Source organism: Nocardioides sp. (genome assembly GCF_035703625.1).
Classification (GTDB): Bacteria; Actinomycetota; Actinomycetes; order Propionibacteriales; family Nocardioidaceae; genus Nocardioides.
On record NZ_DASSXS010000203.1, the window covers coordinates 32,189 to 43,863 of the forward strand.

Sequence of the window (11,675 nt, forward strand, 5' to 3'; positions counted from 1 at the left end):
GCGGTCAGGTGCTCAGGGCGGAGATCGCGTCGTGGATGGAGAGCGTGCGACGGGCGGACTCCACGTGGAGGTTCTCGATCATGCGCCCGTTGTAGGTGACGACTCCCGAGCCCTTGCCGTCCTCCCATGCCTCGAGGATGCCGCGGGCGTCCTGCACGGCCTGCTCGCTCGGGGCGAACGCCTCGTTCGCAGCCTCGACCTGCCCGGGGTGGATCAGGGTCTTGCCGTCGAAGCCCATCTCGCGGCCCTGCCGGCACTCGGCGAGGAAGCCGTCGGCGTTCTTCACGTCGTTGTAGACGCCGTCGAGGATCGCCTTGCCGGTGGCCCGTGCCGCGAGCAGGGCGATGCCGAGTCCGGCCAGCAGCGGCTGGCGCCCCGGGACGTGCTCGGCGTACAGCTCCTTGGCCAGGTCGTTGGTCCCCATCACCAGCACCGTCAGCCGGTCGGAGGCCGCCGCGATCTCCTCCGCGTGCAGCATCGCGTACGGCGTCTCGACCATCGCCCACAGCTCGGTGTGCTCGGGGGCGTCGTGGGCGGCCATCGCCTCGACCAGCCGGAGCACCGCGTCGGCGCTGTCGACCTTGGGCACCACGATGGCGTCCGGGCCCGCCGCGCAGGCGGCCGCCAGGTCGTCGGCGTGCCACTCGGTGTCGGCGCCGTTGACCCGGATGGTGACCTCGCGCTTGCCGTAGTCGCCCGAGGCCGCGGCGGCGCAGGCCGCTTCGCGGGCCGCCGGCTTGGCGTCGGGGGCGACGGCGTCCTCGAGGTCGAGGATCAGCCCGTCGCAGGGGATCGACTTCGCCTTCTCCAGCGCCCGCTCGTTGGAGGAAGGCATGTAGAGGACCGAGCGGCGCGGGCGGAACTCGCTCACTGGTCGACCTCGATGGAGTCGTAGGCCTTCTTCAGCTCGGGATCGATCGCCGCCAGCCGCTCGGCGAGCTCGACCAGCACCAGGCACTGCTTGAGGGAGGCGTCGTCCTCCATCTTGCCGTCGAGCATCACCGCACCGGTGCCGTCGCCCATGGCGGCGACCACCCGGCGGGCGTGGGTGATGTCCTCGACGCTCGGGCTGAAGACCCTGTTGGCGATCTCGATCTGCTTGGGGTGCAGGGTCCAGGTGCCGACGCAGCCGAGCAGGAAGGCGTTTCGGAACTGGTCCTCGCAGGCCACCACGTCGGCGATGTCGCCGAACGGCCCGTAGTGGGGGTAGATCCCGTGCATCGCGCAGGCGTCGACCATCCGCGCGATCGTGTAGTGCCACAGGTCCTGTTGGTAGGTCTTGCGGTCGCCGGACTCGACGTTGTCGGCGTTGACGATCGGGTCCTGGCGGACGAGGTAGCCGGGGTGGCCCCCACCGACGCGGGTGGTCTTCATCCGCCGGTCCGCGGCCAGGTCGGCGGGTCCGAGGGAGAGGCCCTGCATCCGGGGCGAGGCGCCGCAGATCTCCTCGACGTTGACCATCCCGCGAGCGGTCTCGAGGATCGCGTGCACCAGGATCGGCCGGTCCAGCCGGGCCTTCGCCTCGAGCTGGGCGAGCAGGCGGTCGACGTACTGGATGTCCTCGGCGCCCTGGACCTTCGGCACCATGATCACGTCGAGCTTGTCGCCGATCTCGGTGACCAGGGTGGTGAGGTCGTCGAGCACCCAGGGGCTGTCGAGCGCGTTGATGCGGGTCCAGAGCTGGGTGGACCCGCCACCTCCACCGAGCTCGGCGGTCTCCTGCGCGATCTTGACCAGGCCGGCGCGGGCGGCCTCCTTGTTGTCGGCCTTGACGGCGTCCTCGAGGTTGCCGAGCAGGACGTCGACCGTCCCGACCATCTGCGGAACCTTGGCGGCCATCTTGGCGTTGCTCGGGTCGAAGAAGTGGATCGCCCGGCTCGGCCGGGCCGGGATCTCGGTGAGGGGGTCGGGGGCGCCGACCGCGAGGGGGCGGAAGAAGTCCTTGGCACTGCGCATGGGGCGGAACCTAGCAGCGGCCGGCGCGTGGTCGGCATGACGCATTGCATGCCGGGACGCCCCGATCTCGGGCACCATGCCTCATGGCGATCTTCGAGCGTGAGGGAATCCACGTCGGGCCGGACGGGCGACGCGTCGGCTGGCTCCTGCGCGGGCCCGAGGGTGGGCGGGTGGTGGGCTGGCTCCACGGCCAGCCCGGCTCACGGCGTGACGCCCGTGCCTTCGACGCGTCGCTGGAGAGGTACGGCGTCTCGATGCTGGCGATCGACCGGGCCGGTTACGGCGACACCGATCCCGCCGGCCTGGACCGCCGCGTGGTGGCCGGCGACCTGCTCGCGGCCGCCGACCACCTCGGCGTGGCCGAGCTTCCGGTGATCGGAGTCTCGATGGGCGCGGTCTACGCCCTGACCCTGGCGGCGCTCGAGCCGCGGAGGGTGACGTCGGTGGTGCTCGTCAGCGGCCACGTCCTGCCCTACGACGACCCGGAGGTGGAGGCGCACCTCAGCGATGCCGAGCGGGAGGACCTGGCGATGCTGCGTCGTGGCCGGCCGGACGAGCTCGAGGCCGACTACGCCGCGTCGGTCGAACGGGCCTCGGACGTGGACGGTGCCGTGGCGCTGCTGCACGAGCTGGCGGCGACCATGTCGCCGCGTGAACGCGACCTGCTGCACGGGCCCTTCGCCCCGTCGCTGGCCGAGTCGATCGTGCACGGCTTCAGTGGCGGACACGTCGGCTACCTGGAGGACGGGATGCGCACCATCCGCCCGCTCGAGGTCGACCTCGAGGACGTGCGCTGTCCGGTGCGCCTCCTGCACGGGACGGCCGACGACCTCGAGCCCTACGCGAATGCCGAGCGAGTGGCCGCCCGGCTGGCCGACGCCTCGCTGATCGCGTTTCCGGGGCTGGGCCACTTCGGGCCGTGGATCTGGCCCGACCTGCCCTTCGCGGTGCTCGCAGGTGGCTGAGCCCGATCAGCGGCTCCGACGGAACCAGGACCGCCTCTCGCGCCGCGGGGGTGGTTCGGGTGAGGGTGCGGGTGGCTTCGTCGTACGCCGTCTCGCCCGCCAGGCCGCCACGGTCTCCTCGACGTCGCGGGGCTGGGTGACCAGCGGCGGCCCGTCGACCGGGGTGTAGCGGGCCCGGAGCACGCGGGCGTTGAACTCCTCGACCTCCTCGCGGACCTCCCGCTCGGTCAGCAGCTCGTCGAGCCGGCCGTCGAGCTCGGCGTCGTCCTTGCGCAGCTGGAGGGCCGGTGGCAGGACGCCGGTGATGTTCTCGCGCTCGATCAGCTGCTTGATCCACCAGTCGGGGTCGTGCTGGGTGCCGAGCCCCTGGATCGGCTTGCCGGCTCCGGGCAGGTCGTCGAACTCGCCGCGGGCCATGGCCTGCTGGATCTCGAGGTCGACGTACCTGGTCTGGTCGCGCATCCGGTTGCGCGCGGCGGCCCGGCCGGTGCGGACGTCCCGCTGGCCTTCCCGCTCGGGACCCTCCGGCTGCTCCGGTTGCCTGTCCGTCATGCCCATCTCACCTCGCCCTCACGATAGTCCCGAACGAGGCCGCGGCTCCCTTCGGCGTGTCGACGACGGTTTCGTTAGGGACTATCTGTGAAGGAACCAGTCTCGGATGCGAGATGGCCCGGCGGTGCGGCTCGTTGACCGGCGCCACGCGGACCGCTGGACTTGGAGGGTGTCAGCCCCTCCCGCCCCAGTGACCGTGGTGCACCACCTCGTCCGGGGTACGTCGCCGCCGGCTGGCGGCCGATCCCGGGCGGCCCGGGTCGGGCAGCCGGTGACCGACCGTGATCGCGCCGATGGGGGTGTGGCTGCGCGGGACCCCGAACTCGTCGCGGAACCGGTCGGTGCACTCCGGCGGGATGCCGAAGAAGCAGGCGCCGAGCCCCTCGTCGACCGCGGTCTGCAGGATCAGCAGCGCCGCCATGCCGGTGTCGATGTGCCAGTAAGGAACGGGCCAGCGGGCAGCGACACTTTCTGGGTCGCGGTCGGTCCAGCCCTTGTCGGGCTGGGCGTACCGGTCGAGGTAGGCGTCCTTGTGGGACAGCGGCACGATCACGACCGGGGCCGCGCGCATCCCGGCCAGCCAGTCGCTCATGGTCTCGAGGTACTCCTCGGGGGTGGTGGTCCGCCAGAACCGTTCGAGCTCGTCGGGCCGGTCGAGGCGCAGGAACGCCCAGCCCTGGCTGAAACCGGCGCTCGGCGCGTGGACCGCGTGCGCCAGCATCCGGTCCACCACGGCCGGGTCGACCGGCCGGTCGTCGTACTTCCTGACCATGCGCCGACGGCGCACCACGTCCCTGAACTCCATGGAGCCGATCTTGTCCTTTGAGCAGATGTGGCGCGACCTCGCACCGGTCGGGCGGTCGTCGGCGAGCGGGGGGTACTTCCGGCAGCCCTACGAGTCCGCCGAGACCGAGCTCCGGTCGTGGTTCGTCGAGCAGGCGACCGCGCGGGGGCTCCGGGTCGAGTCCGACGAGCTCGGCAACATCGTGGCCTGGTGGGATCCGGCCAACCAGATAGTCCGGCGCAAGAAGCTCCCCGCCCTGCCCGATGAAGGAGCCGATCGTGGCGGACTATCGAGAAAGGGCGTCCTCACCGGGTCCCACCTCGACTCGGTTCTCGACGGTGGCGCCTTCGACGGCCCGCTCGGCGTCGTGTCGGGCCTGGCCGCGGTCGACCTGCTGCGTGAGCGCGGTCTCGTTCCCGCGAAGCCGATCGGGGTCAGCGTCTTCGCCGAGGAGGAGGGATCGCGGTTCGGCCTCGCCTGCCTGGGCTCGCGGCTCGCGGCCGGGACGATGGACTGGTCGGCGGCCCGGGAGCTGCAGGACCGTGACGGCGTCTTCCTGCCCGACGCGCTCGGCGCGGCCGGCCTGGCGCCCGACGACGGCGACAAGTCGTGGGGACTGCACGACCAGGTCGAGTGCTTCGTCGAGCTGCACGTCGAGCAGGGCCGGGACCTGGTCGACCGCGGCGCCGCGATCGGCGTCGGCAGCGAGATCTGGCCGCACGGGCGTTACCGCTTCGACTTCGCCGGCCAGGCCAACCATGCCGGCACCACGCGGATGGAGGATCGCCGCGACCCGATGCTCACCTACGCCATGACCGCCCTCGCCGCCAACAAGCAGGCGCGGCTGGCGGGGGAGCGCGCCACCTTCGGGCGGGTCGAGGTGTTCCCCAACGGCACCAACGCCGTGCCCTCGCGGGTCACGGCCTGGCTGGACGCGCGCTGCGAGACCGACGACGGGCTCGCGGCGCTCGTCGCCGCCATCGAGAGGCAGGGCGGGGACCGCGCGGGCCGGGACGGTACGGCGCTCGCCGTCACGGCAGAGTCCGTCTCCGGAGCGGTCGCCTTCGACCCGGCCCTGGCGCGACGGATCGCCGGCGACCACGAGGGCGGCGACTGGCCGATCATCCCCACCATGGCCGGACACGACGCGGGCATCCTGTCCGCCGCGGGGATCCCCACCGCGATGCTGTTCGTGCGCAACCCCACCGGGGTGTCGCACTCGCCCGACGAGCACGCCGAGATGGCCGACTGCCTGGTCGGGGTCTCCGCCCTGGCCGACACCCTCGAACGGCTGGCGTCGTGACCGCTCTCCTCCTCGAGCGGGCCTGGGTCGGCGGGGCCGTCCGGGACGACGTGCTCGTCGAGATCGAGGACGGCCGGTTCACCGCGGTGACCCCGGGCGCGCAGACCGGCGAGCCCCTCGCCGGGCTCACCATCCCCGGCCTCGCGAACTGCCACAGCCACGCCTTCCACCGCGCCCTGCGCGGTCGCACCCAGCGCGAGCGGGGGTCGTTCTGGACCTGGCGCGACCAGATGTACGCCGTCGCCGGCCGGCTCGACCCGGACCTCTACCTCGACCTGGCGCGGGCGACGTACCGCGAGATGGCAGCGGCCGGGATCACGTGCGTCGGCGAGTTCCACTACCTGCACCACCAGCCTGACGGCACACCGTACGACGACCCCAACGCCATGGGCCTGGCCCTGGTCGAGGCGGCACGCGAGGCCGGGATCCGGATCACGCTGCTGGACACCTGCTACCTCAGCTCGGGGTTCGGCGAACCTCCCCAGGGGGTGCAGGTCAGGTACGCCGACCGCGACGCGGCCGGCTGGGCGGACCGGGTGGGCGCGCTGGAGGCCACCGACGGTGCCCGCACCGGTGCGGCCGTGCACTCGGTCCGCGCCGTGCCCGCCGAGCAGCTCTCGACCGTGGCCGACTGGGCGGGCGCCACGAGGCCGCTGCACGCCCACCTCTCCGAGCAGGTGGCCGAGAACCGCGCCTGCCTCGCGGCGTACTCCCGCACGCCCACCGAGGTGCTCGGACGCCACGGCGTCCTCGGCCCGATGACCACCGCGGTCCACGCCACCCACCTCACGGAGGGAGACATCCGGCTGCTCGGCAGCACCGCCACCCACGCCTGCTTCTGTCCCACCACCGAGCGCGACCTCGGCGACGGCGTCGGCCCGAGCCGGAGGCTCCAGGTGGCCGGCGCGCCGCTCACCCTCGGCAGCGACAGCCACGCCGTGATCGACCTGTTCGAGGAGATGCGGGCGGTCGAGCTGGACGAGCGGCTGGCCACCCAGCAGCGCGGGCACTGGAGCGCCCCCGAGCTGCTCGACGCCGCCACCCTCACCGGCCACGCCAGCCTCGGCTGGCCCGACGCCGGCGCCATCGAGGTCGGGCGGAGGGCCGACCTGGTCACCCTCGACCCGGCCAGCCCCCGAACCGCCGGCACCGGTCGGGACGACAGCACCGTGGTCTTCGCCGCCACCGCCCAGGACGTCACCCAGGTGATGGTCGACGGGCGCATCGTCGTGCGGCAGGGTGACCGCCAGGAGATCGGGCGCGAGCTCGACCGGGCGATCGGAAGGGTCTGGCAGCAATGAGCAGCACCCTCATCCACCACATCGGCGAGCTGGTCACCAACGACCCGCAGCGCGGGGGGCTCCTGGGCATCGTCGAGGACGCCGCCCTCGTGGTCGAGGGCGGCACCGTCGCCTGGGTGGGCGCCGCGGCCGACGCGCCCCCCGCCGACGAGGCGTACGACGCCGGCGGCCGTGCCGTGCTGCCCGGCTTCGTCGACAGCCACAGCCACCTGGTCTTCGCCGGCGACCGGGCGGCCGAGTTCGCAGCCCGGATGGCCGGTGAGTCCTACGCGGCCGGCGGGATCCGCACCACCGTGGCCGCCACCCGGGAGGCCACCGACGAGCAGCTCACCAGCCACGTGGCGCGGTTGGTGCAGGAGATGCACCGGCAGGGCACGACCACGCTGGAGATCAAGAGCGGCTACGGCCTGACCACCCGCGACGAGGCCCGCAGCCTCGCGATCGCCCGGCAGTTCACCGACGAGACCACCTTCCTCGGCGCCCACGTCGTGCCCGAGGGCACCGACCCGGCCGCCTACGTCGAGCTGGTCACCGGCTCCATGCTCGAGGCCGCCCTCCCGCACGCGAGGTGGATCGATGCGTTCTGCGAGCGGGGCGCGTTCGACGGCGACCAGGCGCGCGCCGTGCTGGAGGCGGGTCGCACGGCCGGGCTCCGGGGGCGGCTGCACGCCAACCAGCTTGGCCCCGGCCCCGGCGTCCGGCTGGCCGCCGAGCTCGGCCTGCTCGCCGTCGACCACTGCACCTACCTCGAGGACGCCGACGTCGACGCCCTCCGCGACTCCGGGACCATCGCCACCCTGCTCCCGGGCGTCGAGTTCTCCACCCGGCAGCCCTACCCCGACGCCCGCCGCCTGCTCGACGCCGGTGTGCGGGTCGCGCTCGCCAGCGACTGCAACCCGGGCAGCTGCTTCACCAGCTCGATCCCGCTGTGCATCGCGCTGGCCGTCCGGGAGATGGGGATGACCCCAGCCGAGGCGGTGCACGCCGTCACCCAGCGCGGCGCCGAAGCGCTGGGCCGCGACGACGTGGGCGCGCTGGTCCCGGGTCACCGGGCCGACCTCGTGCTGCTCGATGCTCCCACCCACGTGCACCTGGCCTACCGGCCCGGCGTCCCCCTCGTCGCCGGCGTCTGGCTGGCCGGCCGTCCGACCTGACCCTCGACCGGACCCGGGACGGCCTGAGGCACTCCCAGACCCGGGGCCGCGGAATAAGGCACTTGTCCGATGTGCGGGCCTACCTCAGAGGGCGACTCTCGACTCACCGACGAGAACCGAGGAGCCGAGATGTACGACCCCAAGCTCACCTTCCTGCAGTCCGAGCTCAGCTACCGCAGCGACCGCCTCAGGTCCGGCCTGGCGGACCACAGCAGGCGCCACCGCCGGGTGCCGCGCGCACGTCGGCCGGCGGTGGCCGTCGACGCCGCCCAGTGATCCCGGGGGCGGCCGTTCGCGACATGATGGAGGGCGTGCCAGCGCAATCCAGCAGGACCCTGGTCGGACGGGACGCCGAGCTGAGCGAGATCGCCTCCCAGCTCGGTGTCCGTCCGCGTGCGGAGGAAGGGGTCGGCAGCGAACCTCGCGCCGTCCTGCTCTCCGGTGACGCGGGCGTCGGCAAGACCCGCCTGCTCACCGAGCTGCGCGACCTCGCCAACGCCGACGGCTGGCAGGTGTTCGCAGGACACTGCCTCGACTTCGGCGACAGCGCGCTGCCCTACCTTCCGTTCTCGGAGGTGCTCGGCCGGATGGCCGCCGCCCTGCCCGACGTCGTCGACACCGCGACCGGGCTGCACCCGGCGCTGACCAGGCTCCAGCCGGGACGCCGGGTCCTCTCCTCCCAGGAGGAGGGCGAGCCGTTGTCCCTCGACCGGGCCGACCTGTTCGAGGCCATGCACGAGCTGCTCGAGGAGGCGGCGGCCAAGGCCCCGGTCCTGCTGGTCGTGGAGGACACCCACTGGGCCGACCGTTCGACCCGCGACATGCTCAGCTTCCTGTTCTCCCGGCCCTTCCAGGGCCTGGTCGCGGTCGTCGCGTCGTACCGTTCCGACGACCTGCACCGCCGCCACCCGCTCCGCGCCCAGGTCGCCGAGTGGTCCCGGATCCGCGGCGTCGAGCGCCTCCAGCTCCAGCCTCTGGGGGCGTCCGACGTCCGCACCCTCATCACCGAGCTCCACCCGGCACCGCTCGAGGCCGAGGAGGTCGCCGACATCGTCGACCGGGCCGAGGGAAACGCGTTCTTCGTCGAGGAGCTCGTCGGGGCCGCCGCCGGGCCGGGGCGCTGGGTCCCCGCCGAGCTCGCCGACCTGCTCCTCGTGCGGCTCGACCGGCTCGACGAGACCGCTCGGCAGGTCGCCCGGGCCGCGAGCGTCGCGGGGCGGAGGGTCTCCCACGACATGCTGGCCGCGGCCGCCGGTCTCGACAGCGCAGCGCTCGACACCGGCCTGCGCGGCGCGGTGGAGACCAACGTGCTGGTCGCCGACGAGCGCGGCTACGCCTTCCGGCACGCCCTTCTCGGGGAGGCGGTCTACGACGACCTGCTGCCCGGTGAGCGAGTGCGCCTGCACGCGGCGTACGCGCGCGCGCTCAGCAGCGGCGCGGCCTCCGGTACCGCCGCCGAGCTCGCCCGGCACGCCCGGCTCGCGCTCGACCTGGCCACCGCCCTGACCGCCGCCATCCGGGCCGGCGACGAGGCGAGGGCCGTCGGGGGACCCGACGAGGCGGCGCACCACTACCAGCAGGCGCTGGAGCTGATGGCCGACCCCGAGCGCGCCCGCCCCGCCGACATCGACGTGTCGAAGCTCGCCGTCAAGGCGGTCGAGTCGCTCACGGCCAGTGGGCACCCGATCCGGGGAGCCGCACTCGCGCGCGAACAGCTCGAGCGGCTGCCCGCCGACGCCCCCGACGAGTGCCGGGCCCGGGTGCTCGCCGCCCGCGCCGACGCGCTGGTGATGACCGAGACACCCGAGGACCCGGCCGCGGTGTCGGCCGAGGCCCTGGCGCTGGTGCCCGAGGGGTTCCCGCAGCTGCGGGCCAAGGTGCTGGCGCTGCACGCGCGGATCCTGTCGGCGCTGGGCCGCTACGCGGAGGCCGAGACGGTCGGCCTCGAGGCCCTCGAGACGGCCGAGAAGCTCGACCTGACCGAGCTCGCCTCCGACGCGATCACCACCCTGAGCGGGCTGAAGCGGACGGGCCCGAAGGAGGGGCTGCGGGTCGCCCTCACCGAGGCGGTCGCGCGGGCCGAGGCCGCCGGCGCCGTCGAGGCGGAGCTGCGGGGGCGGGTGCTGCTCGGTCGCTCCTACCAGGACTGGGCGGAGTTCGCCGAGACGGAGCGCTGGTTCCGCAGCGCCATCGACCGCGGCCGGGCGGCCGGGCTGCCCTGGGCGCCGTGGTCGTTCGACGCCCGCTGGCACCTGGCCTGGGTGTACCGCACCAGGGGCGACTGGGACCAGGTCCTCGAGCTGACCGATCTCGCCGGCCAGGAGCCGCCGCCGCTCGCCCGGGCCCTGCTGGGCACCCTGCGCGGGACCGTGGCGCTCGCGCGCGGCGAGGACGTCGGCGACCTGCTGCGCGACCTGCGCCGGTACTGGCACAAGGAGGGGCTGCTGCCCATCCACGCCGGCCCGATGGAGATGGAGCTCGCCGGGCGGCGCGGCGACGCGGCCGGCGTGCTGTCGTCGTACGACGACGTGGTGGAGACCATGACCCGGATCTGGCACCCGCTGTTCAGCGCCCGGATCCGCCTGGCCGCCGTCGCCATCGGCGAGCTGGCCCGGGTGATGCCACAGGTCCCGGCGGCCGAGCGCCCGACCTGGCTCGAGCGCGCCGAGCGGCTGCGGTCGGACGGGCACGCCGTCCTCGAGCGGCATGCCGACCGGCCGGAGTCGTGGGGTCCCGAGGGCCGGGCCTGGGCGCAGCGGCTGGACGCCGAGACCCTGCGCGTGCAGTGGCTGGCCGGGATCGAGCCACCACCGCTCGACGTGCTGGTCCCGGCCTGGCAGGAGACGGTCTCGCTCACCGAGGAGTTCGGGGACGTGCACGAGCTGGCGCGGATGCGGTCGGTGCTGGCCGGCATCCACCGCGCGTCCGGCGACACCGCCGCCGCACGCGAGCTCGGCGACCTCGCCCGGGCGACGGCCCACCAGCTCGGCGCCACGCCCCTGCTCGACGACCTGCGCTCGATCGGCAGCGCCCCCACCCGGGCGGCTGGTGCGTCCGACGCGCTCACCCCCCGCGAGCAGGAGATCCTCGCGCTCGTGGCCGAGGGGCGCTCCAACGGCGAGATCGGACGGCAGCTGTTCATCAGCACCAAGACCGTCAGCGTCCACGTGTCCAACATCCTCGCCAAGCTCGGTGCCTCCGGGCGGACCGAGGCGGCCGCCATCGCCCGCCGGCGTGGTCTGCTCGACTGACTCCTCGCGGTGGTTTGGGGTGTCGCGCGCGCCGCGTCGGTTTCCCCGGTGGGCCGGGGAAACCTGCACTTCTCAGCCGCTGCAACGCCCGAGAAGTGCATGGAAACCCCGAGAAGTGGGGCCGGTGTCGCCCACGTCGACGCACGGCGGGCGGTCCAGATCTCGGCGCGCTCGGCGTGCCCGGCCCGATCGCGGGTACGGCGTCACCGGACCCGGGGTTGCCCCGGTGACCCTGCCGGAGAAGACTCGCGGCAGGATCGAACCCACCCACATCAGCAGGAGGAAATGGATGACCCCCGAGGAGCCCCTGGGCGACGACGACATGACCACCAGCCCCGCCGGGGCGCCGCAGGAAGGTCTGGGTGGCGGTGACGCCGACGGGACCGACGGCGACGCGACCGACGGCACC

At 73.6% G+C, this 11,675-nt stretch carries 10 protein-coding genes; 6 read left to right on the plus strand and 4 right to left on the minus strand.

The annotated features are described in order from the left end of the window. Nucleotides 1-4 precede the first annotated feature (4 nt). Nucleotides 5-871 carry a CoA ester lyase gene (locus VFN12_RS09975; protein ID WP_325118502.1) on the minus strand — a complete coding sequence of 289 codons (867 nt, stop codon included), beginning with the start codon at nucleotides 869-871 and terminating at the stop codon, nucleotides 5-7. Continuing rightward, on the minus strand, nucleotides 868-1,956 hold the full coding sequence (locus VFN12_RS09980; RefSeq protein ID WP_325118503.1) for a CoA ester lyase: 1,089 nt from the start codon (nucleotides 1,954-1,956) through the stop codon (nucleotides 868-870). Before VFN12_RS09980 ends, VFN12_RS09975 begins: the two co-directional genes overlap by 4 nt. 83 nt (nucleotides 1,957-2,039) lie before the next feature. Between VFN12_RS09980 and VFN12_RS09985 the strand changes: the two genes are divergently transcribed. Next, the gene (locus VFN12_RS09985) at nucleotides 2,040-2,921 is read left to right on the plus strand and encodes an alpha/beta hydrolase (protein ID WP_325118504.1); all 882 of its coding nucleotides are present in this window, start codon (nucleotides 2,040-2,042) and stop codon (nucleotides 2,919-2,921) included. Between the two features lie 6 nt (nucleotides 2,922-2,927). Here the strand turns inward: VFN12_RS09985 and VFN12_RS09990 are convergent, their stop codons facing one another. Both VFN12_RS09990 and VFN12_RS09995 read right to left on the minus strand, forming a co-directional pair. Next, nucleotides 2,928-3,473, minus strand: coding sequence for a DUF1992 domain-containing protein (locus VFN12_RS09990; protein ID WP_325118505.1), 546 nt, complete (start codon nucleotides 3,471-3,473; stop codon nucleotides 2,928-2,930). Nucleotides 3,474-3,645: 172 nt separating this feature from the next. Then, a complete protein-coding gene (locus VFN12_RS09995; RefSeq protein ID WP_325118506.1) occupies nucleotides 3,646-4,278 on the minus strand; it encodes a nitroreductase family protein in 633 nt (210 codons plus the stop codon). Between VFN12_RS09995 and VFN12_RS10000 the strand changes: the two genes are divergently transcribed. The 5 genes from VFN12_RS10000 (at nucleotide 4,277) to VFN12_RS10020 (ending at nucleotide 11,266) form a co-directional block, all read left to right on the plus strand. After that, nucleotides 4,277-5,560 carry an allantoate amidohydrolase gene (locus tag VFN12_RS10000; RefSeq protein WP_325118507.1) on the plus strand — a complete coding sequence of 428 codons (1,284 nt, stop codon included), beginning with the start codon at nucleotides 4,277-4,279 and terminating at the stop codon, nucleotides 5,558-5,560. The two genes, VFN12_RS09995 and VFN12_RS10000, sit on opposite strands and share 2 nt — an antisense overlap. Further along, nucleotides 5,557-6,861: a formimidoylglutamate deiminase gene (locus VFN12_RS10005; RefSeq protein WP_325118509.1), complete on the plus strand. Its 1,305-nt coding sequence runs from the start codon at nucleotides 5,557-5,559 to the stop codon at nucleotides 6,859-6,861. The genes VFN12_RS10000 and VFN12_RS10005 overlap by 4 nt, the downstream gene beginning before the upstream one ends. Further along, a complete protein-coding gene (gene hutI / locus VFN12_RS10010) occupies nucleotides 6,858-8,015 on the plus strand; it encodes an imidazolonepropionase (protein ID WP_325118510.1) in 1,158 nt (385 codons plus the stop codon). Before VFN12_RS10005 ends, hutI begins: the two co-directional genes overlap by 4 nt. A 129-nt stretch (nucleotides 8,016-8,144) precedes the next feature. Then, a complete protein-coding gene (locus VFN12_RS10015; RefSeq protein WP_325118511.1) occupies nucleotides 8,145-8,291 on the plus strand; it encodes a hypothetical protein in 147 nt (48 codons plus the stop codon). 35 nt (nucleotides 8,292-8,326) lie between these two features. Continuing rightward, entirely contained in the window at nucleotides 8,327-11,266 is a 2,940-nt protein-coding gene (locus VFN12_RS10020) for a helix-turn-helix transcriptional regulator (protein ID WP_325118513.1), read from the plus strand. Nucleotides 11,267-11,675: the final 409 nt, after the last annotated feature.